This window comes from Shimia sp. FJ5, assembly GCF_032918335.1.
GTDB lineage: Bacteria > Pseudomonadota > Alphaproteobacteria > Rhodobacterales > Rhodobacteraceae > Shimia > Shimia aestuarii_A.
The window spans coordinates 17,562-43,118 of sequence record NZ_JAWJUV010000004.1 but is presented as its reverse complement, the minus strand read 5'-3'; the positions used below and the strand labels follow the sequence as shown (position 1 = coordinate 43,118).

Below are 25,557 nucleotides of genomic sequence, written 5' to 3'. Positions count from 1 at the left end.
CACAAGACATTTTTTCATGACGACTCGACAAGAACTTCACGCCCTGTTGCGCGCCCTCAGGTGGTTTTCCCTCTTGGCCATGGTCCCACTTCTGGCACTCGCCCTGCTCGATCGGATCGCGCTCGCGCCTTCTTTTCTTGCCTCTCTGGCCGGGGCGGCGGGCAAATGGCTTATCGTCGCGCTGATCTTGGCGAGCTTATTCTGGCTCTTGGCCTATTGGATCGATCCCTACCGGCGCGGCGCGGTGCCGGTCGAGGCGCTTTTCGCCAAAGCCAAGCGCAAGCGCCAGTTGCGCCGCCCCCTAAGCCGCCCCGAACGACTCTGCTATGACGCACTGAGTTTTTACAACCCGATCAAAGCACATGGCCTAGCGCAAGGCATCGACACGCTCGGCACGGATCGCGCCCGCGCCAAGCTTTATATCCTGCGCGAGGTCTATCTCGAGAAATCGCACGTGATCCTGACCAAGGCGCTGGATCGCTATGAAGCCGCCCCAAAGGCCTTTGCGGCCCAAGCCGACGAATTCGAAACCGCTCTCACAGAGGCGGGCTTCCACCAACTTCCGGGCCGCCTGACGACCCGCCTCGAGGAAATGCTACGAGGGTAATGCGGGCGAAATAGCTGGCTGACTTTCCCCGGAAACCGCGCTACCACGGGCCGCAACACCGATTGCCCGAAGGACGCTACCATGGCCGCTTCCCTCTTCGATAGCCCGCACTACGCTCGCCTCTTCCCCACGGGCGAGGCCGGTCGACTCTTTTCCGACACGGCAGAGGTCCGCGCCATGCTGCTCGTCGAAGGCACACTGGCCAAGGTGCAGGGAAGCCTCGGCATCATCCCAGAAGATAGCGCCTTTTTCATTCACCGCTCCGCCATGGAGGTGCAGATCGACCCGGCAGGCCTTGCCGAGGCGACCGGGACCAACGGCGTCTCTGTTCCCGGCCTCGTCGCCGGGTTCCGCAAAGCGATGGAAGCGCCGGATCATGCGCAATATGTCCATTGGGGCGCGACCTCGCAGGACGTGATCGACACCGGCCTCATGCTGCGCCTGCGTTCGCTCCTGTCACTCTGCGAGAAAGACCTGCGTGAAACGCTGACCGCCCTTGCCGCGCTGGCCGAGACCCATGCCGACACCCCCATGAGCGCCCGCACCTATGGCCAACACGCGACCCTGACCTCCTTTGGCGCGCAAGCCGCCGAATGGGGCAATCCGCTCCTCGGCCTGTTGAACGAACTCCCCGCCCTGCGCGAGGCCTGCCTCATGGTCTCGCTCTCCGGCGCCGCCGGAACCGCAGGCGCCTTCGGCCCAAAGGCCCCGGCGATCCGCACTGCGCTCGCAAAAGAGCTGAACCTCGCCGATCCCGGTAGAAGCTGGCACACTGACCGCACACCGATCCTGCGCATCGCGGACTGGCTGACCCGCCTCGCGCAGGCGCTCGGCAAACTCGGAGAAGACCTGATCGCCATGGTCATGTCGGGCATTGGCGAGGTCGATCTCGGCGGTGGCGGTGGCTCCTCCACCATGCCGCAAAAACAGAACCCCGTCGCCCCCTCCGCCCTCGTGGCTCTGGCCGCGCAGGCCCGTGGCCATCTCGCGACCCTGCAAGGGGCCGCCCTCCAGAAACACCAACGCGACGGCGCGGCCTGGTTTACCGAATGGCTGACCCTGCCCCAGCTCTGCCTCGCCGCTGCCTCTGCGCTGACCATTGCCAAGGACCAAGCCGCCCGCCTCTCCCCGCGTCTCGACGCAATGGCCGAGTCGGTCGATGATCCGCTCGGCCTTGTCCATGCCGAGGCGCTCTCCTTTGCGCTCGCCGCGACCATGACCCGCCCCGACGCACAGGCCGCGACCAAGGCGCTCTGCAAAGAAGCCTTGGCCAGCGACACACCGCTTGCCACGCTGACAGGCCGCGACCACCCGGCGCTCGACACCGCGACGCTCTTTGCGCCCGCGCATCAGATGGGACAGGCCCCGGCCGACGCCCGCGCCTTTGCTGCCAAGGTCGCCGCCCTCTCCTGACCGCTTACCTCTAGGGCAGCAGAAGATAAGCGTTGCATTCTCGCGCGCCGTCCCCAAATTGTCCTGCATTGTTTCGCGGGATAGTCCAATGCGCCCCAACCTTCCGGTTCTCTTTATCTTCCTGACCGTCACGATCGACGCGATCGGCATCGGCCTCATCTTCCCGGTCATGCCTGATCTGATCCGCGACGTGACGGGCGGTGCATTGGCCGACGCCGCGATTTGGGGCGGCATCCTCTCTGCGGTCTTTGCCTTGATGCAAGTGCTTTTCGGCCCCGCCTTGGGGAGCCTCTCGGATCGTTTCGGTCGACGCCCGGTGCTGTTGATCTCGCTTTCAATCATGGCGATCGACTATGTCATCATGGCCATTGCAGGCTCGATCTGGCTCTTGCTGTTCGGGCGTATCATCGGTGGCATCACCGCCGCGACCCATTCCACCGCGACCGCCTACATGGCCGACATCTCCACCCCCGAAGAGAAAGCCCGCCGCTTCGGCCTCATCGGTGCAGCCTTCGGCGTTGGTTTCGTGCTCGGCCCAATCCTTGGCGGCTTGCTGGCCGAATTCGGCACCCGCGCGCCTTTCTGGGCCGCCGCCATCCTGACAAGCGCCAACCTCCTCCTTGGAGCGCTCGTCCTCAAGGAGACCGTAACCGACGCCATCCGCCGCCCCTTCACCCTTGCGCGCGCCAACCCTTTCGCCGCCCTGCGCGCGGTATCTCGCCTGCCTTCGCTTGGCCCGCTCCTCTGGGTGCACTTTCTCTTTCAGGTCGCAACCGCCGTCTACCCCGCCATCTGGGCCTTCTTTACCGCTGAACGGCTCGGCTGGTCGCCGGGGATGATCGGCCTCTCGCTCGCGCTCTACGGTCTCGGCTTTGCTATTGTGCAAGGTACACTCGTCGACCCCGCCATTCGCCTCCTCGGCCATCGCGGCACAGTGCGCGCAGGTCTCTTTATCGAACTGGCGTCGCTGATCTTCCTCGGGCTGGTGACAAGCCCCGTCCTCGTGCTCGCCGTGATCCCCTTTTCCGCCCTCGGCGCCGTGGGGATGCCCGCGCTTCAGGGGATGCTCTCGCGCCGCACACCTGACAATGCCCAAGGCGAGCTACAGGGCGTCATGGCAAGCCTCGCGGCCCTCGCCCTGATCGTCTCGCCGCTTGCCATGACCCAGACCTTCGCCCTCTTTACCCGTCCCGATGCCGCGCTTTATGCCCCCGGTGCGCCCTTCCTCCTTGCCGCGGCCCTCATGGCATGCGCCGTGGCCGTCCTTCTGCGCACCCCGCGCCTCACCTGAAGACGCCGCGAAACGGGGCCACGAATGGTTTGCCTTTTTGTCGCACCTGCCCGAAGCTGATCCAAATCAGGCAAAGGACACCCCCCATGCGATTGCAGGATCTCGACATCATTGTCACAGCACCCCCGGCCCCCGGCTGGGGCGGGCGCTACTGGATACTGGTCAAGGTCACTTCCGACACCGGGATCACAGGTTGGGGCGAATGCTATGCTGCCTCGGTCGGCCCCGACGCCATGACCCACGTGATCCGCGATCTGTTCGAACGGCATTTCTTCGGCGAGAACCCGGAAAATATCGAACGCCTGTTCCGCAAGTCCTATTCCTCCGGCTTTACCCAACGCCCCGACCTGACCGTTATGGGCGCCTATTCGGGGCTGGAAATGGCCTGCTGGGACATTCTCGGCAAAGACCGCGACCGCCCTGTCTATGCGCTGCTCGGCGGGTTGATGAACGAACGGCTGCGCGCCTATTCCTACCTCTACCCCCTACCCGACCATTCGATGGAGGACTTCTGGACCTCGCCCGAGATGGCCGCCGAGTCCGCCCTCGACCTCGTGGCGCGCGGCTATACCGCGGTCAAGTTCGACCCCGCAGGCCCCTACACGATGCGCGGCGGCCATATGCCCGCCATGTCCGACATCACCACCTCCGCCGCCTTCTGCAAGGCGATCCGAGAGGCGGTGGGCGACCGTGCCGATCTCCTCTTTGGCACCCATGGACAATTCACCACCGGTGGCGCCATCCGCCTCGGTCAGGCGATCGAGCCCTATTCCCCGCTCTGGTTCGAGGAACCCGTGCCGCCGGACACCCCCGCTTCCATGGCCGAGGTCGCCCGCGCCGTGCGCATCCCCGTCGCCACCGGCGAGCGCCTGACAACCAAGGCGGAATTCGCCGCCGTCCTCGCCGCCGGGGCCGCCACGATCCTGCAACCGGCGCTTGGCCGATCCGGCGGTCTCTGGGAGACCAAGAAGATCGCCGCACTGGCCGAGGTCCACAACGCACAAATGGCGCCGCATCTCTATGCCGGGCCCGTTGAATGGGCCGCCAATATTCATCTCGCCGCCTCGATCCCCAACCTTCTGATGATCGAAACCATCGAGACCCCGTTTCACGACGCCCTCATCAAATCCAAGATTCGCGTCGAGGACGGCTTTGTGCTGCCCCCAGAAGATCCCGGCCTCGGGATTGAAGTGGACGAAGCCCTCGCCCGCGCCCACCCCTATACCGGCACCGGGCTGCACCTCGAGATGCGCGACGCGCCATGCGACTATGCCAATGGCAACAATTTTCAGGGGGGTGCCCCCGCGACATGATCTCGCACTCTGCAAATTCCCGTGCTATATCTGCGCAACAAAGCAAAGGACATGCGACCTTGAAGATGGACGAAATCCCCGCCCCGCCTTCCGAAATGGCCCGCAGCGCCGCCAGCGCCGCAGCCTATCTCAAGACCCTCGCCCATGAAGGGCGGCTGATGATCCTCTGTCATCTCGGGTCCGGGGAGAAATCGGTCGGCGAGCTGGAACAGCTTCTCGAAATCCGTCAGGCCGCGGTGAGCCAGATGCTCGCCCGCCTGCGCGAAGAAGGCCTCGTCCAGACCCGCCGCGACGGCAAGACCATCTTCTACAGCCTCGCCGACGAGAGCACCGCCGAAGTGATCGCCATGCTCTACCGCCTGTTCTGCGGCCCCGGCACGGACGCCTCCGAGGCCTGATCCCATGCCGCTCCCGGCCCTGCCGCCCGCGCTCGCGGATTGGTTCGCCGCGCGCGGCTGGTCGCCCCACCCGCATCAAATCGAGATGCTGGCGCGTGCGGATGCCCCCGCCACGCTTCTCATCGCGCCCACCGGCGGCGGCAAAACACTTGCCGGTTTCCTGCCAACACTGGCCGACCTCGCAAGCGCCCCCCATGAGGGGCTGCACACGCTCTATATCTCGCCGCTGAAGGCGCTTGCCGCCGACATCAAGCGCAACCTGCGCCGACCCGTCGAGGAGATGGGCATCGCCATCCGTATTGAGGACCGCACTGGCGACACCTCGCAATCCCGCCGCAAGGCCCAGCGCGCCGACCCGCCCCATATCCTGCTGACCACGCCCGAAAGCCTCGCGCTCCTGATCTCCTACCCCGACGCCCCGCATATCTTTCGCGGCCTCAAACGCGTCATCGTTGACGAGGTGCACGCGCTGGCCGAGAGCAAACGTGGCGATCAGCTCATGCTTGCGCTCTCGCGCCTGCAAACGCTCTGCCCCGACCTGCGCCGCACCGGCCTTTCCGCGACGGTCGATGACCCCGCCGCTATCGCCAGCTTCCTCGCCCGGCATCCCGATCCTTGCGACATCCTCGTGGCTGATCCCGGCCCCGATCCTGACATCACCATGCTTGAGACGGACGAGGCCCCGCCCTGGTCCGGAGGCGGTGCGGCCTATGCGATCCCTGCGGTGATGGAACAAATTCGCCGCCACAAGACAACGCTGATCTTTCACAACACCCGCGCCCAGGCCGAAATTTTCTTTCACAACCTCTGGCTCGCCAACGAGGACGCCCTGCCCATTGCGGTGCATCACGGCTCCCTCGACCGGGCCCAGCGCGAACGAGTCGAGGCCGCAATGCAAGAGGGCGCTCTACGCGCCATCGTCTGCACCGGCTCTCTCGACCTCGGCATCGACTGGGGCGATGTGGACCTCGTGATCCAGGTCGGCGCGCCGAAGAACGTCAAACGCCTCGTGCAGCGGATCGGCCGCGCCAATCACCGCTACAACGCCCCTTCCAAGGCGCTCCTTGTGCCCGCCAACCGGTTCGAAGTCGTCGAATGTGTCGCCGCGCTCGAAGCGGTGCGCGCCCATGCGCTCGACGGTGCGCCGCGCGGCCCCGGCCCCCGCGATGTCCTGTGCCAACATATGCTGCTCACCGCCGCCTCCGGTCCATTCAACGCCGACGCGCTCTTTGCCGAAGTCACAACCGCTGGCCCCTATGCCCCCCTCACGCGCGCGGCCTTCGACGCCTGCCTCGATTTCTGCGCCACGGGTGGCTATGCCCTGCGCGCCTATGACCGCTGGCAGCGCCTGAAACAAACGCCGGACGGGCTTTGGCACCTGCGCGACCCACGCACGGCGGCGCGTATCCGCATGAACGCCGGCACGATCATCGACACCGAGACGCTCAAGGTTCGCATGGCCCGAAGCCGTGGCGGCAAACCCTTGGGCGAAGTCGAAGAGGCGTTCGCCGCAACCCTGACACCGGGCGACACCTTCCTCATCGGTGGCAAGGTCGTGCGCTATGAAGGCCTGCGCGAGATGACCGTCGAAGTCTCCCGCTCCGCCGCCAAGAACCCCAAGGTCGCCGTCTTCTCCGGCACCAAGTTCGCAACCTCGACCCAGCTTTCGGATCGCATCCTGCGCCTCCTGCAACAAGACGACTGGCCCAACCTGCCCGATCACACCGCCGATTGGCTTTCCCTCCAACGCTCCCTGTCACAGCTCCCTGCCCCCGACCGTCTTCTGATCGAAAGCTTCCCGCGCGACGGGCGGGAAAATCTCTGCATCTACGGATTCGCAGGCCGCAACGCGCAACAAACCCTCGGCCTCTTGATCACCAAACGCATGGAGGAAATGGGCCTCGCGCCGATGGGTTTTGTCGCCACCGACTATGCAACCCTGATCTGGGGCCTCGATGCGCTGCACGACCCCGCGCGCCTTCTCGACCCCGTAACTCTGCGCGACGGGTTCGACACATGGCTCTCCGAGAATAGCCTGATGAAACGCACTTTCCGCGCCTCCGCCACCATCGCGGGCCTGATCGAGCGCAACATCGCAGGCCAGCGCAAGTCTGGACGACAGGCGACATTCTCCTCCGATATCCTCTATGACACGCTGCTGAAATACGACCCCGACCACCTATTGATGTCGATCACCCGCGAAGAAGCCATGCGCGGTCTTGTCGATTTCTCGCGCATCGAAGACATGCTCGCCCGGATCGGGGATCGTATCGACCTCTGCCGCTGCGATCACGTCACCCCTCTGGCCGCTCCGCTCTTTCTTGAGGTCGGCAAGGTCCGGATCGACGGCGCCGCCGAAGAGCGCCTCCTTGCCGAAGAAAGCGCCCGCGTCATGGCCGAGGCCGGCGTCGCCCCCTGACCCGAGCGGCGGAATTCCGCACCGACGCAATACCGACGTTATACCGACGCGATACAGACCCCTGTTTTTCCTTGTGAAACGCCCCCGTTTCGCGCACCAATATGCCATGCAAAGCGTGCCCTTTACCCTTGCCGGAACCCGCCTCGAAGCCCTCGGCTCCGGCGCGCTTTGGTGGCAAGACCGCAGCCTCCTTTGCGTCTCTGATTTGCATTTGGGAAAGTCCGACCGCCTCGCCCGCAACGGTGCCGCCCCCCTGCCCCCATACGAGACCCGCGACACGCTCCTGCGGCTTGAGGCGGACCTGACACAGACCGGCGCCGGAACGGTCATCTGCCTCGGCGATAGCTTCGATGACCTCGCCGCGCTTGAAAGCCTGTCCGAAGATGACCGCCTCTGGATCGCACGGCTTCAGGCCGGGCGGCGCTGGGTTTGGATCGAAGGCAATCACGATCCCGGCCCGATCGACCTCGGCGGCAGTCACCTCTCTGAACTGCCCGCACCGCCCCTGACCTTTCGACATATCGCGAAACCGGGGAAAAGCGGCGAAATTTCAGGCCATTACCACCCCAAGGCGACGATCCGCACGCGCCACCGCACGATCACGCGCCCGGCTTTTCTGTTTGATACGGACCGGGTGATCCTCCCGGCCTATGGCACTTATACGGGTGGCCTGCGCAGCCACGATGCTGCGCTCACGTCGCTTATGCGCCCAGAGGCCCGCGCCATCCTGACGGGGCCGACACCGCGCCTTGTCGACATGCCACGCTAAAGAAGCCCCGCCTCTTCTAAGATCGGTCGCGCGCCCCGGCTGACCGGCACCCGCGCGCCTGTGTGCAGGCTGAGGAAAAGGCGGCCTTGGTCGCGCACCACCCCATCAATCGCCTCTCGGGCGACCCAATGGGACCGGTGCACCCGCAGCCCCGGCACTCCATCCATCGCATCAATCGCATCCGCAAGCCGCATCCGAAGCGACGTCGTGCCCTTTTCCGTGTGCACATCCACATGATGATCGCAGACCGACAAATGCAGGATCGTCCCCCCCGCGTCTTCCGGCAAGCGTCGCAACAAAACCGGCCGCGCCCCCTCCGCCGCTTCCGGTTCAGGGTCTGAGCGCGGCTCTTCCTCCGCAACCGTAGGGGGGGCAGGTTTGGCCCCGCGCCGCACCACCAATTGGCGCAGGAACACCACGCCCACAGTCACCAAGAGCACGTTCACGAACAAAACGGGCAGGTCCGGCGTCATCGGCCGAGCGTGGGTGAAAAGCTGCGTCACGCCCCAAACACCGCCGGTCACGAAGGCCGCCGTGAGCACCGCGCCGCCAAGGGCCTCCCAAACGCTGCCAGCCTCGGCGCCAGCCAGGGCGATCAAGCCGAACGCCGTCCGACCAAGCAGGATCGACACCACGGACACAAGGCCCCAGTAGACCGCTCTCTCGGAAAGAGACATGGCGTCAAAGGTGCCGAACGGTCCTGCGAACGCGCCGATCAATGCAGCAAGCAAAGCAATCGCGATGATCTCCACCGAAAGGAGTTTCCGGTATGAACGCAAAAAGTCTGCCGCTCGCTCTGTCACCGTATCCGCCTGTGCCGTTTCGTCATTCCGCGCAAAGCCCTCTTGACGCGAAGGGCGCACGCTTGAACCCTGATTATGCATGACGCGACAAAATCGAGAAGGGGAATGTAAGTGGCTTTGTCACCGCAAATAATTCAGAAACTCCATAAAAGTTTCGCCGCTCAGGCCATGATGGACACGATCGGGGCCTCGATCGAGGACATTTCCAAAGGCCAAGTGACCCTGATCAGTGAGATTCGCCCCTCCTGCCTGCAACAACACGGTTTCGGCCATGCGGCCCTGACCTTCGCGCTTGGCGATACGGCGGCGGGCTACGCGGCGTTGAGCGTCATGCCAGATGAGGCCGAGGTGTTGACCACGGAAATGAAGATCAACCTTCTCGCGCCCTCCAAGGGCCGTCGCCTGCGCGCCGTAGGGCGTGTCATCAAACCCGGTCGTCGCCTCGTCATTACCCAAGCCGATGTCTATGCCGAAGACGAGAGCGGCACCGAGACCCATATCGCGCTCCTGACTGGCACGATGATCCCCGTTCTTCCATAGGCCATAGAAAAAGGGCCGGTCCCTCGCGACGCAGCCCTTCTTCTTCTCTGTGCAAATACTCCCGCCGGAGGCGTCAGGCCGTCAGGCCTTCTGGCTCGGCAAGCCCGTTCGCGCGGCAGCAGGCCGTCACGGTGTTCGCGAGCAGGCAGGCAATGGTCATCGGACCAACACCGCCCGGCACCGGGGTGATCGCGCCGGCCTTCTCGGCACAGCTTTCGAAATGGCAATCGCCGACGAGGCGCGTCTTGCCTTCGCCCTTTTCCGGTGCGTCGATGCGGTTGATACCCACGTCGATGACCGTCGCCCCTTCCTTGATCCAGTCGCCCGGCACCATCTCGGGGCGGCCCACGGCGGCGACCACGATATCGGCGCGGCGCACGACCTCGGGAAGGTCTTTCGTGCGCGAATGCGCGATGGTCACGGTGCAGCTATCGCCAAGCAGAAGCTGCGCCATCGGTTTGCCGACGATGTTCGAACGTCCAATCACAACCGCATCCATGCCCGACAGGCTCCCGTGATGGTCGCGCAGCATCATCAGACAGCCAAGCGGCGTGCACGGCACCATGCTCTTCTGTCCGGTGCCAAGAAGGCCAACGTTGGAGATGTGGAACCCGTCCACGTCCTTTTCCGGTGCGATGCTGTTGATGACGAGATCTTCGTCGAGATGCCCCGGAAGCGGAAGCTGCACGAGGATACCATGCACCGCCGGATCCGTGTTGAGCTTGTCAATCAGCGCCAGAAGGTCCGCCTCGGACGTATCGGCGTCGAGCTTATGCTCAAAGGAATTCATGCCAACTTCGACGGTCTGCTTGCCCTTGGAACGCACATAGACCTGACTTGCAGGATCTTCGCCCACGAGCACGACCGCGAGGCCCGGCGTGATGCCGTTCTCTTCCTTAAGACGCGCCACGTGATGCGCAACCTTCTCGCGCACCGTCGCCGCAAAGGCTTTCCCGTCAATGATCTGCGCCGTCATGTCTGTCTTCCTTCTGCTCCACCCGGACAACGCCCACCAGCGCCCCGAGGTTCAATCTCCGCCAATCTGACGGGCTTCACGGGCAATGGACCACTCGATCAGATCCCGCCAAAGCCCTTCGGCCAAATCGGGATCAAGCCCTTCACCCTCTGCCGCCAGACGCACCTTGGTCACCACGTCTTCGACCCGATCAGGTATGCGCGCGGGCAAGCCGGTCTGCGCCTTAATCTCGATCGCGCGGTCAATGTATCCCGCTCGTAGCGCCAGAAGCGAAATGAGCTTCCGGTCAAGGTCGTCGATTTCGCCGCGCAGCACTTGCATCGTGTCGCATGCACCGGGCGATTTCGGCTTGGTCATCTTTGCTCGCTCCTGTGGCGCAAATCGCTTTGCGCCACAGAAATCTCATTTTGTCGCTTAGAACAAGCCCTCGATTTCGCCTTCTGCGTTGAGGCGGATATTCTCCGACGCAGGGCGCGACGGCAGGCCCGGCATGGTCATGATCTCGCCGCAGACGACGACGACGAACCCCGCGCCCGCGCTGAGACGCACTTCGCGCACCGGCACCGAATGACCAAGCGGCGCGCCGCGCAGGTTCGGGTCGGTCGAGAAGGAATACTGCGTCTTGGCCATGCAGATCGGCAAGTGGCCATAGCCGGCCTCTTCCCACTGGCGAAGCTGGTCGCGGATTTTCTGATCCGCGAGAACCTCGTCGGCGCGGTAGATGCGCTTGGCGATGGTTTCGATCTTCTCAAACAGGCTCAGCTCATCGCGGTAGAGCGGCGCGAACTGGCTGACGTTGGCATCCGCGATCTCGGCCACACGGGTGGCGAGCTCTTCGGTGCCTTCCGAGCCCTTGGCCCAGTGCTGGCAGAGGATCGCTTCGGAGCCCTGCGCCTCGACATAGTCCTTCACGGCCTGCACTTCGGCGTCGGTATCGGTGACGAAGTGGTTGATCGCGACGACCACCGGTACACCGAAGGTCTTGAGGTTCGAGATGTGACGGCCAAGGTTCGGGCAGCCTTCCTCAACCGCTTCGACGTTTTCTGCACCGAGGTCCGCCTTGGCAACACCACCGTTCATCTTCATCGCGCGCACGGTCGCAACAAGCACCACACAGTCGGGCGCAAGGCCGGCCTTGCGGCACTTGATGTTCATGAACTTCTCGGCCCCGAGGTCGGCACCGAAACCGGCTTCGGTCACAACATAGTCAGCCACCTTGAGCGCGGTGGTGGTTGCCGCCACCGAGTTACAGCCATGCGCGATGTTGGCGAAGGGGCCGCCGTGTACGAAGGCCGGGTTGTTCTCGAGGGTCTGCACGAGGTTCGGCTGCATCGCGTCCTTGAGCAGAACGGTCATCGCGCCGTCCGCCTTGATGTCGCGGCAGTAGATCGGGGTGCGGTCACGGCGATAGGCCACGATCATGTCGCCAAGGCGCTTCTCGAGATCTTCGAGGCTGGTCGCGAGGCAGAGGATTGCCATGACTTCCGAGGCCACGGTGATGTCGAAACCGGTCTGACGCGGGAACCCGTTGGCCACGCCGCCAAGCGAGGTCACGACATCGCGCAGCGCGCGGTCGTTCATGTCGAGCACGCGTTTCCAGGTCACGCGGCGCTCGTCGATCTCGAGCGTGTTGCCCCAGTAGATGTGGTTGTCGATCATTGCCGACAGGAGGTTGTGCGCCGCGGTGATGGCGTGGAAGTCGCCGGTGAAGTGGAGGTTCATGTCCTCCATCGGCACGACCTGCGCATAGCCGCCGCCTGCCGCGCCGCCCTTCATCCCGAAGTTCGGGCCAAGCGATGCTTCGCGGATACAGATCGCCGCTTTCTTGCCGATACGGTTCAGACCGTCGCCAAGACCCACGGTGGTGGTGGTCTTGCCTTCGCCGGCCGGGGTCGGGTTGATGGCGGTCACAAGAATGAGCTTGCCGTTCTCGTTGCCCTGCACGGAGTTGATGAACTCTTGGCTCACCTTGGCCTTGTCATGGCCAAACGGCAGGAGCGAATCCGAGTCGATGCCCAGCTTCGCGCCGATCTCTTGGATCGGCTTCTTGTTTGCCTCGCGGGCAATTTCGATATCTGTTTTGTAGCTCATGGCGATCCCTGTCCAGGCGGGGTTGGTTGAATTCTGCCCATTTGCATAACCCCTCAGCAACCTGAGTCGGGTCGCATTTCCGACATTTCCATCGCCGCTTGCGTCCAACATGTCGCAGCGGTTTCTTTTCGGAAACGTTTCTGACCGGCCCGGAAACGCAAAAACGCCCCGGTGAGGGGCGTTCCGTAAGATCCGCGATGAGTCCGCAGCTACTGCGCACGCGCCTCGTCGAGAGCGGCCCAGGGTCGTTGGTCGGGGATATGCAAGCGTAGGATATCGCCAATCCGGATCACACCCTCGCGCTCAACCCAGCCTACGACACCACGTTTGCCTTCCGCGGCCTCCTTGAAGGCCTTGCCTGCACCGGGCTGTTCTTTCTCGATGACGCGGCCGGGCAGGACACAGGGGCGGTTCTCCATGTCGATCACAATGGTCGCGCCACTATCGGCCTGAAGCCGCGACGAGGGCGGCAGGTGGCTGAAATCCGGCAAGCCGCGCAGGATCATCGACGCTCCGACCCATGCCGGATCAAACTCTTCCACGCCAATCGCCTCGGCCACCTGTTCAAGCTCTTCCGCCGACAAAAGCGACAACTGCCGGGAATTGGCGATTTGCGTGCCGCGCGGATGTTGCGAAAGCACCCTGCTACACGAGGCCCGCGTCAACCCGCCATGGCATTCCCCCTCCACGCCGGCAAACCCGAGCGCCATTTCCTCGAGCGGCTCTGCGCGCAGGTCTTCGACACTGTCGGCCACCCTCCCGAGCCACAACACCTCGGCATAAAAATCAGTTGGTTTCAGGGCGGGCATGGCTTTCCCTTTCTTCAGGACAAGGCGCGCTGCAGCACAAAGAACAGGCGGCGGAACGGGAACAAGACCGTCCCATCCGCGCGCAGCGGGTAGGCTTTCGCCATAGCTGCTTCATAGGCCTCGATCAAGCGGGCCTGATCCTCCGTATCCCCTGCCGCCTCAAGATAGGGGCGCCCATAGGTGCTTTCGGAAAAAAGCCGTACAGGATGGCCATCCGCCGCCGCGGGCAGGTTCTGGTAATACTCCGTTTCCCAGATGTGCAAGGCACCCAACGGTGAAAGCAGATCGAAATAAGCGGCCGGGTCAAGAACCTCGGAACGCTTGCCAATCTCCCGATCGCCAAACAGGGCGGCAAAGGCCTCTCCCCAGCCCCGATGTGACGGCGCGTGGGTCTGATGTGGCATCTGCACGGCAAGAACGCCCCCCGGCACGAGGCATTGCGCCAGACGCGGCAAAAGCGCCTCATGCCCATCGAGCCATTGCAGGGCCGCATTGGAAAACACGAGCGCAGGGGCGGTATCGGGCTCCCACGCGGCGATATCGGCCTCAAGCAGCTCGCTGAACCCCTCGGTCTCGAGCGCCTTGCCAAGCATTTTCGGAGAGCGGTCCACGCCAACAAGTCGTCGACCCGGATACTGCATGGCAAGCGCAGCCCCCATAACTCCACTGCCACAACCAAGATCCACGATATCACCGCCCGGTACTTCTCCGACCCGCGCCAGAAGATCAAGCGCTGGCTGAAGCCGCACATCGGCGAACCGGCCATAGCTATCAGGTCTCCAATCCCTCATCGCATCTTGCCTCCCCTCATCATAAAAAAGGCCGGGGTTTCCCCCGGCCTTCCTGTCGTCATGCTGTCGGTTCCGGTTCCATACCGCCATCGCCCTCAGGCTTCTTGCGCGGTTTGGTCTTCGGGATCGCCGTGACCGAGGGCGCATTGCCTTCACCCTCGTCCCCGGCGTCGTCCTCGCCCGATTGCGGCGGCTCGCCCCGCATCACGCGTTTGATCTCGTCGCCGGTCAGCGTTTCGTACTCAAGAAGCCCCTGCGCAAGGCGCTCCCATTCTTCGTTCTTCTCGGTGAGAACCTTGTAGGCGCGCTCATAGCCCCCTTGGATGAGGCGCTTAACCTCTTCCTCGATAAGCTCCTTCGTGTGCGCCGAGACCGAAAAACCGCCGGTATTGCCCTGATAGCCCTCATGCGCCTCGGCATAGTCGATATTGCCGACCTTGTCGGACATGCCCCAGCGCATCACCATGGCACGCGCCAACTGGCTCGCCTGCATGATGTCGCCCGCCGGGCCGTTCGACACGTGATCTTCGCCGTATTTGAGGATCTCTGCGGCCTTGCCCGCCATGGTCATCGCAAGCTTCTGCTCGCATTCATCGCGGTGATAGTTGAGACGGTCCATCTCAGGCAGGCTGACCACCATCCCCAACGCGCCACCACGCGGAATGATCGTCGCCTTATAGACCGGATCACAGAGCGGCAGCTCGAGGCCGACAACGGCATGGCCCGCTTCGTGATAGGCGGTCTTTTCCTTCTGGTCCTGCGTGAGCACCATCGAGCGACGCTCGGCCCCCATCATGACCTTGTCCTTGGCGTTCTCGAAATCTTCCATGGTCACGAACCGCCGCCCCACGCGCGCCGCCATAAGCGCCGCCTCGTTCACGAGGTTGGCAAGGTCCGCCCCGGAAAAGCCCGGCGTGCCGCGCGCGATGATGCGCAGGTCGACATCGGGGCCAAGCGGGGTCTTGCGGGCATGGACGCCAAGGATCTTTTCGCGGCCCTTGATATCGGGGTTGCCCACGGTGACGTTGCGGTCAAAACGACCGGGACGCAGAAGCGCCGGATCAAGAACGTCTTTACGGTTGGTCGCGGCAAGGATGATGACGCCTTCATTGGCCTCGAACCCGTCCATCTCGACCAGAAGCTGGTTGAGCGTCTGTTCGCGCTCGTCATTGCCACCACCGATGCCAACACCGCGCGACCGGCCCACGGCGTCGATCTCGTCGATGAAGACGATACAGGGCGCGTTCTTCTTCGCCTGCTCGAACATGTCGCGCACACGGCTTGCGCCGACACCGACGAACATCTCAACGAAATCCGAGCCGGAAATGGTGAAGAAGGGCACGCCCGCCTCGCCCGCAATAGCACGTGCAAGAAGCGTCTTACCCGTGCCCGGAGGGCCCACAAGAAGCGCGCCTTTCGGGATCTTGCCACCAAGGCGCGAGAATTTCTGCGGGTTGCGCAGGAATTCAACGATCTCTTCAAGCTCTTCCTTGGCTTCGTCGATGCCTGCCACGTCGTCAAAGGTCACGCGGCCATGTTTCTCGGTAAGCATCTTGGCCTTGGACTTGCCAAAGCCCATCGCGCCGCCTTTGCCGCCGCCCTGCATCCGGTTCATGAAATAGATCCACACACCGATCAAAAGGAGGAACGGCAGCAGGCTCAGGATGAACGACTGAAAGCCCGATTGCTCTTGGCTCTCGGCCTTGATCGGGATGCCATTGTCGATCAGAAGCTTGGTCACTTCTGCGTCTTCCGGCTTGATGGTGACGAAATCGCCGCCGCTCGTCGTCCGGTAGCGAACCTGTTCCCCGTCAAGCGTGACGCTGCTGACGTTGCCATCATCGACGGCCTGCACGAACTCCGAATAGCCGATCTCGCGGCTTTGCAGGTTGTTGTTGCCACCGCTGAACAGGTTGAAAAGGGCGAGGATCAGCAGAAACAGAACCACCCAAAATGCAATGTTGCGTGCGTTGCCCAAGGCAAAATCTCCCAATCATTGAGTTCCGCTGTCCGTAGCACAGCGGGCTACACTCCTAAATAGAGATCAGAGCATTATGTTCAATGCGTGAATCGCGGCATTAGCGCCTCGGAGGGGGAAAACCGCTCCGTTCCGGGCAGAGTTTCGCCCGCCAGCCTGCCCCGTGACCGGCTAGGGGTGCGGCGACAAGCGTCCCCGCGCGCCAGACCGAAGGCGATGCGATAAGGCTCTGGCGTGGCAAACCGGCCGCGCGCCAATCCTCGACCTCGGCCAGCCCCGCCTCTCCCAACGCGCGCAAGACCTCGCCGCCCTGCCACGGCCCCTCGACATGCCAACGCCCGTCCCAGAGCGGCCCCGCGCTCTCGTTTTCCATCACCGCCCGAGGCTCGCGCGCAATACGCAAGCGCCCGCCCTCAACCGTAAGAACACAACCCGCCAAGGTGCCGCCCTGCCCCGCGCTGATCTCCTCCAAAAGCCGCTGCACCGGCGCGCGCCGCGGGGCATAGTCGCCGCCGCTGACCCATTGAATCCCTGCCACGAGAAGCCGCCGCCGGATTTCCTCCGGCACCGTTCCAAACGCCGCCAGATCGACACGCAAATCCCCCGCTTCGATCTGCACCGCGTCCTTGGCCACCTGCGCCACCTGCCAGTCAAGTGCCGCACGCACGTCGGCCATGTTCTCGCTCACCGTGGCAAGCGCTTCCGCATCGACCCCGATCTCGGCCAGTTCGCCAAGCGCGCGCCGTGTCTTCACTCGGTCAAACCGCGCGTCGTCATTCGACGGGTCTTCGATCCAATCGACGCCCCGCGCCTTTAGCATCTCGCGCAGATCCCCGCGTCGCTGTCCAAGAAGTGGCCGCCCAAACGCCTGTCCCTCGCGTTCGAACCGTGCCGCCATCGCCGCAAGCCCATCAACCCCGGCCCTGCGCGCAAGCCGCATCAACACCGTTTCCGCCTGATCGTCCATCGTATGCCCAAGGAGCACGCAATCGAGCCCTTCGCGCCGCGCCCACTCCGCAAGCAAACGATAGCGCGCCCTGCGCGCCTCCGCCTGTACGTTTCCCGACCCATCCCAGCCACGCCAGGCCAGAATCTCATGCGCCACACCAAGCCCCGCGCAGGTCTGTGCAACCGCCTCCGCCTCCGCTGCCGCCTCTGCACGCAACCCATGATCGACCGTCGCCGCGACGAGGCGCACGCCCGCCGCCGCGGCCCACTCTGTCGCGAAAATCAATAGCGCTGTGGAATCGCTGCCGCCCGAAACGGCAACGCCCACGGCGCGCAAATCCTGTCCGTTGAAAAAGCCGCTCAATGCCTCGCCGGGCGTGCTCAATTGCACCCCAGCGACTGCATTTCCGCTTGCGCCGGACCGATCATCGCCGATCCCGGATGCCGCGTCTCGACCTCGCCAAGCGTGACGCAGGCCTCGCTCACCTTGTCGAGCAACCCGAGCGCGCGCCCAAGGTTATACAGGGCTTCATCCGCCACATCGCTCTGCGGGTATTGCGAATAGCTGTCGAGATAGGCCCGCGCCGCCGGGGTAAGCCGCTCCATCGCCTCGAGCGCCTGCCCTCGGCGCAGATACGCCTCGGCCTCAAGCGGGCTTCCGGGATAGGTCTCGAGGAAGGCCTCGAACTGATCCGCCGCGCTTTGCGCATCGCCGCCTTCGAGCGCCGCACTGGCGCGTTCGAAATCGGCACGCTCACCAACAGCAAGCTGTGTCGAGGTCTCCATGCTCCCGTCCGAAAGCGACGGAACAGTCGGCGCAGGAGAGGTCTCCACGTCGCCGCCAAGCGTCGTCGTCTCGCCAAGGTCGCTCACGTCGCCCCCTTCAAGCTCGACAAGCCGGAACTCAAGATCGCCAATGCGGTTGGTGCCGTCCTGCACCACGCTGTCGATCCGCTGCTCAAGCCGCTCGGTGCGCCCGGTGAGGCGCTGCACTTCGGCCTCGATCGCATCGATACGTTGCAAGGTGGTGCCGCTGGTGTTGACGCCCGTGGGCGATCCGGTCGTGGACAATTCCCGCTTGAGGCTCTGGATCTCAACATAAAGAACCGAAAGCTGCTGGCGGATATCGGCCAGCGTTTCGCTGTCCTGGGCAAGGGCCGCACGCGGCCCCACCCCGATCATCGCCACGAGACAAATCGCAATCAGGCGCATAGCCGTCCCCTGCTCAGAAGTTCACATCAGCCTTGAGAACCGTCACAGCGCGGCGGTTCTGTGCATAGCACGCCTCTGCCGAGCAAACCTCGATCGGGCGTTCCTTGCCGTAGCTGACCGTGCTCAGACGCGACCCTGCGACACCGCGCGACACAAGGAATTCCTTGACCGAGCTGGCCCGGCGCGCGCCAAGCGCGAGGTTGTATTCCCGCGTGCCCTGCTCATCCGCATGGCCCTCGATCACCGCGTTGTAATCGGTGTTCTCCATAAGCCAGTTGGCCTGCGCCAGAAGCGTCAGGCGGCCTTCCTCGGAAAGCGTCGACTGATCGACGACGAAAAGAACCCGATCGCCAATGCGCTCACGGAAATGCGCCACGGAGGTGGGGTCGTCCACACTGCCATCTTCGAATTGGCCGCTGCCCGGTCCGCCGGCCGATCCGCCGCCAAGCCCGAAAGCGCCCGAATTGCTACAGCCTGCCAGCGCCAGCGCCGCGACCAGAAAACCGATCTTCGTTATCGCGTTCATGATATGCCTCGTTTCCTCAATGCCCGTTCCAAAACGTTTCTTTAGGGCCTGTTCTATCACATGCTGCGCCTGTTGAAAACGCGCGCAGCTTATTCCTGAAGGGGCGACCAAGCCGGGTCCGACCCGCCGCCACTGATCTTGACCTTACGAAGGTTGCGCCCCGATACATCGACCGAGTAAAGCGCCGATGCGCCGCTTGCCCCTTGGGTTTCGCGGGTGAACATGATCACGCGCCCATTCGGCGCCCACGTCGGCCCCTCGTCAAGGAACGACGCCGTGAGCAGACGCTCTTCGCTGCCATCCGTGCGCATCACACCGATATGGAACCGGCCCTTGTTCTGCTTGGTAAACGCGATGAGATCGCCGCGCGGGCTCCAGACCGGAGTGCCATAGCGACCCTGCCCAAAGCTGATCCGCTTCGGCTCTCCCCCGCCCACTGGCATCACATAAAGCTGTTGCGTGCCCGAACGGTCGCTCTCAAAGACGATCTGACTGCCATCGGGGCTAAAGCTCGGCGCGGTGTCGATCGCGGGCGACGAAGTCAGGCGCTGCGGCCGTCCGCCCGTAAGCCCCATACGATAGATATCCGTATTGCCATCCCGCGTGATCGACAGAAGCAGGCTCTTGCCATCAGGCGCAAAGCGCGGCGCAAAGGACATGGTGCCCGCCTCACTATTCAGCACCCGGCGCTGCACGCTGCCCACATCGAGAATGTAAACCTGCGGGAACCCCGTCTCATAGCTCGTGTAAAGCACCTTGTCGCCGGTGGGCGAGAACCGCGGTGCGAGCACGATCGAGCTTGAATCCGTCAGATACTGAAGGTTCGCCCCGTCATAATCCATGATCGCGAGGCGCTTCTTGCGGTCATCCTTGGGGCCGGTCTCACTCACGAAGACCACACGGCTGTCGAAATAGCCGCCCTCGCCGGTGATCCGGCTATAGACCGCATCGGCCACCTTATGCGCCATCCGCCGCCAGCCATCGACCGTGCCTTTGAACCGCAACCCATTGCCAAGCTCTTGGCCCGCAAAGACGTCATAGACCCGGAACTTGACCTCAAGGTTGCTTCCCGACACCGACACCGCCCCGGTGATGAGCGCCTGCGCGTTGATCGCTTTCCAATCGGCGAACTGCACCGGAGAGGAAAAATTGCTGATCTTGGCGATATGCGCCTTCTCGGGAATCTCCCGGAAAAGCCCGGTTCCCGAAAGATCCGACGCGATCACATCGGCAAGTTGCGCGGCATAGCCATTCGCCGCGCTGTTCTCGGCCACGAAATCGGGCACGGCATAGGGTAAGGGCTCGACCACACCATCGGTGATCTCGATCCGAAGCGGACCGCCTTGGGCCATCGCCATTTGCCCCAGAACCGTCAGTCCCATCAGAAGAGCTGCTAGAAGTCGCATCATTTCAGCCTCATTTTCTCCGGATTAAACGTGATTTCGATCTCACGCCAATGCTCATACTTGTCGATCGGCAATTTATAGCCACCCTTCTGGCAACGCAGGATCGCGCGCCGAGCCGCCTCGAAGGCCACTTTCGTCGCCTGATCGTCGCCGCCTTCCGCCCGCAAGAGAGAGATCGCCCCATCGACCTTGCCCTCGCGCGTCATGTTCATCGCCACCGTGACCGTGACATTCGCCGCCTGACTGCCCACGTCCACGACCCAGCAGTTCTGCACCGAGATTCGAAGCGCGTCCTTCTCGCCCCGTGTCAGCGGCGGACCGCTCGGCGCGGCAGGGGTCTCGGCCTGCTCCTGCGTCCCGGCCTCGGCCAAGGCCGCCGCGATGGCATCGTCGGTATCGTCCTTCGGCTCCGGCGCGCTCTCGGCCTCCGCTGCACGACGCGGGCGCAGCTGCGGACGCACCGAGCTTTTCGGCGCAAGCTCCTTGGCCTCGGTGACGATCTCCGTGCTTGCCGCTTCCGGCGCGGTCGCCTCTTCCGGCTCTTGCGGCGCGGCGTCGGGGCTTTCCTCCGGCGTCACCGCCTCGCGCACCGTGTCGTCGATCTTCACATCCGGCTCCGGCGGTGCAACCGGCTCGGGCGCGACGCGCGGCGCGGGCTGAACCGTCTCCGGCTCTGCCTCCTGCGGCTGCAACGCGGCGATGTCCTCGCTCGGCGGGGTCATGTCCGGCACCTCATCGATCAGTTCCGCCGGCGCGGGCACCTCCACCGCGCTCAGGTCCGGCGCATCCTCGGTCTCTGCCGCCTCGGCGCTTTCCGGGCGGTTCTGATCCGGCGCTTCATCCGGCTCTGCCCCGCGAAACGGCTCCGCCTCCGAAAGCTCTGGCGCCACCGGCACTTCCACATCCGTCTCCGGCTGCGGAACCTGATCCGGCGCGCTCAACGCAGCGAACTCCGCCTCGGTAATAACCGCAACGCCCGCGACCTCGAACGGCTCCGGCGTGCTCTGAAACACAGAGCCCAGAAGCGCCCAGCCGATCAGACCCACATGGGCCGCGCCAGAGATATAATGCCCGATATGCACCGCGCGCCTCAGTTGTCACCCATGTCGGGGCCACCGATATCCGTCACCAGCCCGATATCCGAGAACCCCGCCGCGTTCAGCGCGCCCATGACCTGCACCACCATTTCATACGGCAGCGCCCCATCGGCCCGCAGGTAAATCCGCTGCGAAGCGCGCTCGACCGCCACCGCGCGCAGCTTGTTCACAAGCTCCTCCGGTGCGACCGGCGAATTCATGATCGCAAGCGTCCCATCCGCCGCGATCGTAATTGCAAGCGGCTCTTCCTGCTCGCCCGGTAAGGGGTTCGCCGCCGTCTTCGGCAGTTCCACCGGAACACCCACCGTCAGAAGCGGCGCCGCCACCATGAAAATGATAAGCAGAACGAGCATCACGTCGACGAATGGCGTCACGTTGATCTCGGCCATCGGCTGACTGCGCCGCCGCGTTCTGCGCCGCCGCTTGCCGCCGCCCTCGGCCCCTTTCATGACCCCGGCTCCCATATCAGGAATCCAGCTGTCGGCTAAGAATGGTGGCGAACTCATCGGCAAAGGCCTCATAGCCCGCGATGATCCGGTCGCTATCCGCACTCAACTTGTTATAGAAGATCACCGCCGGAATGGCCGCCAAAAGACCAAGCCCCGTCGCCAAAAGCGCCTCGGCAATCCCCGGCGCGACAACGGCAAGGTTGGTGTTCTGCTGCGCCGCGATCTCGATAAAGGCATTCATGATGCCCCAGACCGTCCCGAACAGCCCGACAAACGGCGCGGTCGAGCCGACCGTGGCAAGGATCGGCAAGCCCTTCTGCAAGACTTCCGCCTCTTTCACGATGGCGACATCCATGCTCCGGTCGATCCGGCTCGTGGCGTTGGCGATAAGCCCCCCGTCCTGTCGGTGGCTCCGGTGCCATTCCGTCATCCCGGCGGCAAAAATACGCTGTGAACGCCCCGAAGGCGTCGGGCCGATCTCTTCATAAAGCTGATCGAGCGGTTCCCCGGACCAGAACGCCCGGTCAAACCGCGCCGCCTCGCGTCGCGCATTGCGGAAAAGAATGTGTTTCTGGATGATCACTGACCACGACCAGAACGATGCCACCACGAGGAGCATCATCACCAGTTTCACGGTCAGGGTTGCGCGCGCGAAAAGCGCCCACATCGAAAAATCGACTGCTGCTTCCATATGCCTGCTCTGCCTTTGGGCCGTCTTGTTGCGGCCATCTGTTTGGCAGGAATCTACAGGAAAGACACGGGGAAAGCCATCAAATAGGCGTCATTGGCGCGTTATGGCCCGCTTCAATGCACCATCTGGCGGATATTCGCCGGAAGTCGCACCGGTTGACCGGCTTCGTTCATACACACAACGGTCACCATCGCGTGAAACAGCACTTCCTCACCCCGTTTGACCCGTTGTTCCATGACGAGCCGCGCCGCTGTGACGCTCGCCACCTCGGTTTCCACGATCAATTCATCGTCAAGTTTGGCCGAACCAAGATAATCCGCCTCGACCCGGCGCACGGCGAAAACGATTCCCTCCGCCTTCATCTTGAGTTGATCCATACCGATCTCGCGCACCCATTCGCTGCGCCCGCGCTCGATGAACTTGAGGTAGTTGGCGTAATAGACGATCCCGGCCATGTCGGTGTCTTCGTAATAGATGCGAATGGGCAGGGTGTATGTCACGGTCCGGATCCTCTCGGCTCAAATGCGCCGCCACCAAAGCAAGAAGCCGCGCGCCTGTCCAGTGCGCACATCCTCACCCCAACGGATAGCCCGCCAACACATCATGCACCGCACCATCTGGATGCAGTTCAGACCCAAAAAGACAAAGCGCGGCAATCGGTGCCTCGGAGAACTGCCAATCGCCACACCGGGCCATGAACTGGCCGAGCTTGACGGCCTCGTCCTCGCTCATGTCCCGGCGAAACCGCGCCAACGTGACATGCGGACGAAACCGCGCCAACGTGACATGCGGACGAAACCGCTCGCGCGACAACTCGATCCCGACATCTCGCGCCACCCGCCGCACCGTCCGGTGCAGCGCCACAAGCGCCGCGCCGCCTTCCCCCTTGGCATATAGCACCCTCGGCCTCGCCCCGCCGAAAAGTTCCAAGCCCTGCAACGCGAGGTGGATTTCCGGCAGGCGCTCGCCCTGCAACGCCTCGTGCAACTCGGCCAAAACCGCCTCCGGCTGATCGTCAAGAAAAGCCAGCGTCAGGTGCAGGTTCTCCGCCGGCGGCTTGCGCCCAACCCGCAACTGATCCTGAAGCGACGCCACCGCCGCGCGCATCTCCTCGGGCAGATCAAGCGCGAGGAAGGCCCGCATCAGCCCGCATCATCCTCGAGCCGGAGCCGCGCAAAAAGGCGCAGCGCGTGGCTCGGGTCATCGGCAGAGGGCGGCATCATCCGATCATAGGCGGCGGCCAGCACCGCAGCGATCTCCGGGCGCAACACCGTCGCGCCACTCTCCGGCAAAACCGCCAGCGGCGAGGTCTCGGCAAAAGCGCGCGGCCCCCAAAGAAGCATCACCTGCACGGCCTGCGCCAGCGCAATGCTCTCGGCAGGCAGCTCGGCCATCTCCCCGTCCATGCGCACAAAGACAAAGGCCGCCTTGATCGCGCCGTGATCGTCGAACCGGAACGCCCGGTATTGCCGCGCCCCCGCCGCCTTGAGCCGCCCAAGAAGCGGCTCAAGATCGGGGATCAGGCGATCAAGATCCGGCACCGACGCCAACTCGTCCCAATCACGCAGGAAGAAAACCATCAGGTTCACGCCAAGCTCCGGGTCGGTCTCGGCCATCTGGTGCCCAACAAGCGTCACCACCGCCTCCACCGCGCCTTTGACCGTCGCCAGCGTCGCATCCTCGACCCCGAACACGATCGGCGCGATGGGCCGCCCCCAGCGCGCAAAGGCGTAGGATCCGTCCTTTTGGGTGAACAACTCCTGAACCTGTTCCGGCGTCATGGCGCCCTCCTTGTTGCAAGCGCGCGCCTGATCCCATGGATCACCGCCCCTTGGCAAGCCCTCCCGCCCCTTGGAGACGCAGCAAAGCTGCGTCCCGCAAGCGTTGGGCGGGGCTGGGGGCTCTGCCCCCAGACCCCCGGAGTATTTCTCCAGAGAAGAAGACAGGACCGTTCAGCCTTTCTTCTCTGTGGCAAATACTCCCGCCGAAGGCATGAAATCTATTTCCCGAACAGGTCGGTCTGATCCGCCCGTTTTGGTGCCTCGATGCCAAGATGCCGCCACGCCTTCTGCGCCAGCATCCGCCCGCGCGGCGTGCGCTGCACCAATCCCTGCTGCAGCAGGAACGGCTCGATCACCTCTTCGATTGCATCCCGGCTCTCGCTGAGCGCCGCCGAGATCGTGTCGATCCCCACCGGCCCGCCGCCATAATTCTCGGCAATGAAGCGCAGATAGCGCCGGTCCGCCCCATCAAGGCCAAGCTGATCCACCCCGAGCCGCGTCAGCGCGCTATCGGCGATCTCCCGGCTCACCGTGCCATCGCCCTCGACCAGCGCGAAATCCACCACCCGCCGCAACAGCCGCCCGGCAATCCGCGGCGTCCCGCGCGACCGCCTTGCGATCTCGCGCGCACCCTCGCCGACGGCCGGCACGTTGAGCTTCGTCGCATTGCGCGTCACGATCTCGTTCAGCTCATCCTCGGTGTAAAACTGCAACCGCGTCGGAATGCCGAACCGGTCCCGTAGCGGTGTCGTCAAAAGCCCGAGCCGCGTCGTCGCCCCGACCAGCGTGAAGGGCTGCAACTCGATCCGCACCGTGCGCGCCGCCGGCCCCTCGCCAATGACAAGGTCGAGCTCGAAATCCTCCATCGCCGGGTAAAGCACCTCTTCGACCGCCGGGTTGAGCCGGTGAATCTCGTCGATGAACAGAACGTCGCGCGCCTCGAGATTGGTCAGGATCGCCGCCAGATCGCCCGCTTTGGCCAGCACCGGGCCAGAGGTCATGCGGAAACTCACCCCCAGCTCGCGCGCCATGATCTGCGCCAGCGTCGTCTTGCCAAGCCCCGGCGGCCCATGAAAGAGCGTGTGGTCCATCGCCTCGCCGCGTCGCCGCGCGCTCTCGATGAAGACCTTTAGGTTCGCCCGCGCCTCGGCCTGGCCGATGAAATCGCCAAGCGCCTGCGGGCGCAGCGCGCGATCCGCGTCTTCGGGGCGCGCTTCCGGTCGCAATGTCGGGTCCGGCTGATCCATCA

General features: G+C 63.9%; 26 protein-coding genes. 8 read left to right on the top strand and 18 right to left on the bottom strand.

The window, feature by feature from the left end; all coding sequences use genetic code 11:
• Positions 1-16: 16 nt before the first annotated feature.
• The 7 genes from R1W01_RS13130 to pdeM all read left to right on the top strand — a co-directional run bounded on the left by R1W01_RS13130 (position 17) and on the right by pdeM (position 8,210).
• Positions 17-607: a hypothetical protein gene (locus R1W01_RS13130; protein WP_297755738.1), complete on the top strand. Its 591-nt coding sequence runs from the start codon at positions 17-19 to the stop codon at positions 605-607.
• Positions 608-688: 81 nt separating this feature from the next.
• Positions 689-2,020, top strand: coding sequence for a lyase family protein (locus R1W01_RS13125; protein WP_297755736.1), 1,332 nt, complete (start codon positions 689-691; stop codon positions 2,018-2,020).
• An 88-nt stretch (positions 2,021-2,108) separates the two neighbouring features.
• Entirely contained in the window at positions 2,109-3,311 is a 1,203-nt protein-coding gene (locus tag R1W01_RS13120) for a TCR/Tet family MFS transporter (protein WP_243614443.1), read from the top strand.
• An 86-nt stretch (positions 3,312-3,397) separates the two neighbouring features.
• Positions 3,398-4,624 (top strand): mandelate racemase/muconate lactonizing enzyme family protein, encoded by a 1,227-nt coding sequence (locus R1W01_RS13115; protein WP_297755733.1) that lies wholly within the window; start codon positions 3,398-3,400, stop codon positions 4,622-4,624.
• Positions 4,625-4,689: 65 nt separating this feature from the next.
• Complete coding sequence (locus tag R1W01_RS13110) at positions 4,690-5,022, top strand: ArsR/SmtB family transcription factor (RefSeq protein WP_243614484.1); 333 nt, start codon at positions 4,690-4,692, stop codon at positions 5,020-5,022.
• 4 nt (positions 5,023-5,026) lie between these two features.
• Positions 5,027-7,441: a ligase-associated DNA damage response DEXH box helicase gene (locus R1W01_RS13105; protein WP_297755729.1), complete on the top strand. Its 2,415-nt coding sequence runs from the start codon at positions 5,027-5,029 to the stop codon at positions 7,439-7,441.
• A 106-nt stretch (positions 7,442-7,547) separates the two neighbouring features.
• Positions 7,548-8,210, top strand: a complete 663-nt coding sequence (gene pdeM / locus R1W01_RS13100; RefSeq protein ID WP_243614446.1) for a ligase-associated DNA damage response endonuclease PdeM — start codon at positions 7,548-7,550, stop codon at positions 8,208-8,210.
• On the opposite strand, the gene R1W01_RS13095 is transcribed toward pdeM, so the two are convergent.
• A complete protein-coding gene (locus R1W01_RS13095) occupies positions 8,207-9,073 on the bottom strand; it encodes a LytTR family DNA-binding domain-containing protein (RefSeq protein WP_317275253.1) in 867 nt (288 codons plus the stop codon). The genes pdeM and R1W01_RS13095 overlap by 4 nt on opposite strands.
• Positions 9,074-9,181: 108 nt before the next feature.
• On the opposite strand from R1W01_RS13095, the gene R1W01_RS13090 reads away from it, so the two are divergent.
• Positions 9,182-9,553: a PaaI family thioesterase gene (locus R1W01_RS13090; protein WP_243614448.1), complete on the top strand. Its 372-nt coding sequence runs from the start codon at positions 9,182-9,184 to the stop codon at positions 9,551-9,553.
• 73 nt (positions 9,554-9,626) lie between these two features.
• Here R1W01_RS13090 and folD read toward each other — a convergent pair whose 3' ends face one another.
• The 17 genes from folD to ruvB form a co-directional block, all read right to left on the bottom strand.
• Positions 9,627-10,529 carry a bifunctional methylenetetrahydrofolate dehydrogenase/methenyltetrahydrofolate cyclohydrolase FolD gene (gene folD / locus R1W01_RS13085; protein WP_243614449.1) on the bottom strand — a complete coding sequence of 301 codons (903 nt, stop codon included), beginning with the start codon at positions 10,527-10,529 and terminating at the stop codon, positions 9,627-9,629.
• A 51-nt stretch (positions 10,530-10,580) separates the two neighbouring features.
• Positions 10,581-10,886, bottom strand: coding sequence for a chorismate mutase (locus R1W01_RS13080; RefSeq protein ID WP_243614450.1), 306 nt, complete (start codon positions 10,884-10,886; stop codon positions 10,581-10,583).
• 57 nt (positions 10,887-10,943) lie between these two features.
• Positions 10,944-12,620, bottom strand: a complete 1,677-nt coding sequence (locus tag R1W01_RS13075) for a formate--tetrahydrofolate ligase (RefSeq protein WP_297755722.1) — start codon at positions 12,618-12,620, stop codon at positions 10,944-10,946.
• A 209-nt stretch (positions 12,621-12,829) separates the two neighbouring features.
• Positions 12,830-13,429, bottom strand: a complete 600-nt coding sequence (locus R1W01_RS13070; protein WP_317275252.1) for an MOSC domain-containing protein — start codon at positions 13,427-13,429, stop codon at positions 12,830-12,832.
• A gap of 14 nt (positions 13,430-13,443) precedes the next feature.
• Complete coding sequence (locus R1W01_RS13065) at positions 13,444-14,220, bottom strand: methyltransferase domain-containing protein (RefSeq protein ID WP_297755718.1); 777 nt, start codon at positions 14,218-14,220, stop codon at positions 13,444-13,446.
• 58 nt (positions 14,221-14,278) lie between these two features.
• On the bottom strand, positions 14,279-16,198 hold the full coding sequence (gene ftsH, locus R1W01_RS13060) for an ATP-dependent zinc metalloprotease FtsH (RefSeq protein ID WP_243614454.1): 1,920 nt from the start codon (positions 16,196-16,198) through the stop codon (positions 14,279-14,281).
• Positions 16,199-16,298: 100 nt separating this feature from the next.
• On the bottom strand, positions 16,299-17,531 hold the full coding sequence (gene tilS / locus R1W01_RS13055) for a tRNA lysidine(34) synthetase TilS (protein WP_297755716.1): 1,233 nt from the start codon (positions 17,529-17,531) through the stop codon (positions 16,299-16,301).
• Complete coding sequence (locus R1W01_RS13050; protein ID WP_243614456.1) at positions 17,528-18,358, bottom strand: tetratricopeptide repeat protein; 831 nt, start codon at positions 18,356-18,358, stop codon at positions 17,528-17,530. The genes tilS and R1W01_RS13050 overlap by 4 nt, the downstream gene beginning before the upstream one ends.
• A 13-nt stretch (positions 18,359-18,371) precedes the next feature.
• The gene (pal, locus tag R1W01_RS13045; RefSeq protein WP_243614457.1) at positions 18,372-18,884 is read right to left on the bottom strand and encodes a peptidoglycan-associated lipoprotein Pal; all 513 of its coding nucleotides are present in this window, start codon (positions 18,882-18,884) and stop codon (positions 18,372-18,374) included.
• A gap of 89 nt (positions 18,885-18,973) precedes the next feature.
• Positions 18,974-20,293 carry a Tol-Pal system beta propeller repeat protein TolB gene (gene tolB / locus R1W01_RS13040; RefSeq protein WP_243614458.1) on the bottom strand — a complete coding sequence of 440 codons (1,320 nt, stop codon included), beginning with the start codon at positions 20,291-20,293 and terminating at the stop codon, positions 18,974-18,976.
• Entirely contained in the window at positions 20,290-21,372 is a 1,083-nt protein-coding gene (locus tag R1W01_RS13035; protein WP_317275251.1) for an energy transducer TonB, read from the bottom strand. Before R1W01_RS13035 ends, tolB begins: the two co-directional genes overlap by 4 nt.
• An 8-nt stretch (positions 21,373-21,380) precedes the next feature.
• Positions 21,381-21,851, bottom strand: coding sequence for a protein TolR (gene tolR, locus R1W01_RS13030; RefSeq protein ID WP_243614460.1), 471 nt, complete (start codon positions 21,849-21,851; stop codon positions 21,381-21,383).
• 1 nt (position 21,852) lies between these two features.
• A complete protein-coding gene (gene tolQ / locus R1W01_RS13025) occupies positions 21,853-22,527 on the bottom strand; it encodes a protein TolQ (RefSeq protein WP_243614461.1) in 675 nt (224 codons plus the stop codon).
• Positions 22,528-22,640: 113 nt separating this feature from the next.
• Positions 22,641-23,027: a tol-pal system-associated acyl-CoA thioesterase gene (gene ybgC / locus R1W01_RS13020; RefSeq protein WP_243614462.1), complete on the bottom strand. Its 387-nt coding sequence runs from the start codon at positions 23,025-23,027 to the stop codon at positions 22,641-22,643.
• Positions 23,028-23,100: 73 nt separating this feature from the next.
• Positions 23,101-23,670 (bottom strand): RNA 2',3'-cyclic phosphodiesterase, encoded by a 570-nt coding sequence (gene thpR, locus R1W01_RS13015; protein WP_297755710.1) that lies wholly within the window; start codon positions 23,668-23,670, stop codon positions 23,101-23,103.
• On the bottom strand, positions 23,670-24,308 hold the full coding sequence (locus R1W01_RS13010) for a hypothetical protein (protein ID WP_297755708.1): 639 nt from the start codon (positions 24,306-24,308) through the stop codon (positions 23,670-23,672). The genes thpR and R1W01_RS13010 overlap by 1 nt, the downstream gene beginning before the upstream one ends.
• A 218-nt stretch (positions 24,309-24,526) precedes the next feature.
• A complete protein-coding gene (gene ruvB / locus R1W01_RS13005) occupies positions 24,527-25,555 on the bottom strand; it encodes a Holliday junction branch migration DNA helicase RuvB (RefSeq protein ID WP_297755972.1) in 1,029 nt (342 codons plus the stop codon).
• Positions 25,556-25,557: the final 2 nt, after the last annotated feature.

Coding starts and splice junctions, on each gene's coding strand:
- thpR (WP_297755710.1), bottom strand. CDS start 23,670: ATGCGGGCCTTCCTCGCGCTTGATCTGCCCGAGGAGATGCGCGCGGCG.
- tolQ (WP_243614461.1), bottom strand. CDS start 22,527: ATGGAAGCAGCAGTCGATTTTTCGATGTGGGCGCTTTTCGCGCGCGCA.
- R1W01_RS13105 (WP_297755729.1), top strand. CDS start 5,027: ATGCCGCTCCCGGCCCTGCCGCCCGCGCTCGCGGATTGGTTCGCCGCG.
- R1W01_RS13110 (WP_243614484.1), top strand. CDS start 4,690: ATGGACGAAATCCCCGCCCCGCCTTCCGAAATGGCCCGCAGCGCCGCC.
- R1W01_RS13050 (WP_243614456.1), bottom strand. CDS start 18,358: ATGCGCCTGATTGCGATTTGTCTCGTGGCGATGATCGGGGTGGGGCCG.
- ruvB (WP_297755972.1), bottom strand. CDS start 25,555: ATGGATCAGCCGGACCCGACATTGCGACCGGAAGCGCGCCCCGAAGAC.
- R1W01_RS13010 (WP_297755708.1), bottom strand. CDS start 24,308: ATGACGCCGGAACAGGTTCAGGAGTTGTTCACCCAAAAGGACGGATCC.
- R1W01_RS13075 (WP_297755722.1), bottom strand. CDS start 12,620: ATGAGCTACAAAACAGATATCGAAATTGCCCGCGAGGCAAACAAGAAG.
- R1W01_RS13125 (WP_297755736.1), top strand. CDS start 689: ATGGCCGCTTCCCTCTTCGATAGCCCGCACTACGCTCGCCTCTTCCCC.
- tolR (WP_243614460.1), bottom strand. CDS start 21,851: ATGGGAGCCGGGGTCATGAAAGGGGCCGAGGGCGGCGGCAAGCGGCGG.
- R1W01_RS13120 (WP_243614443.1), top strand. CDS start 2,109: ATGCGCCCCAACCTTCCGGTTCTCTTTATCTTCCTGACCGTCACGATC.
- tolB (WP_243614458.1), bottom strand. CDS start 20,293: ATGATGCGACTTCTAGCAGCTCTTCTGATGGGACTGACGGTTCTGGGG.
- R1W01_RS13065 (WP_297755718.1), bottom strand. CDS start 14,220: ATGAGGGATTGGAGACCTGATAGCTATGGCCGGTTCGCCGATGTGCGG.
- R1W01_RS13130 (WP_297755738.1), top strand. CDS start 17: ATGACGACTCGACAAGAACTTCACGCCCTGTTGCGCGCCCTCAGGTGG.
- folD (WP_243614449.1), bottom strand. CDS start 10,529: ATGACGGCGCAGATCATTGACGGGAAAGCCTTTGCGGCGACGGTGCGC.
- R1W01_RS13080 (WP_243614450.1), bottom strand. CDS start 10,886: ATGACCAAGCCGAAATCGCCCGGTGCATGCGACACGATGCAAGTGCTG.
- R1W01_RS13070 (WP_317275252.1), bottom strand. CDS start 13,429: ATGCCCGCCCTGAAACCAACTGATTTTTATGCCGAGGTGTTGTGGCTC.
- R1W01_RS13115 (WP_297755733.1), top strand. CDS start 3,398: ATGCGATTGCAGGATCTCGACATCATTGTCACAGCACCCCCGGCCCCC.
- R1W01_RS13090 (WP_243614448.1), top strand. CDS start 9,182: ATGATGGACACGATCGGGGCCTCGATCGAGGACATTTCCAAAGGCCAA.
- pal (WP_243614457.1), bottom strand. CDS start 18,884: ATGAACGCGATAACGAAGATCGGTTTTCTGGTCGCGGCGCTGGCGCTG.
- pdeM (WP_243614446.1), top strand. CDS start 7,548: ATGCAAAGCGTGCCCTTTACCCTTGCCGGAACCCGCCTCGAAGCCCTC.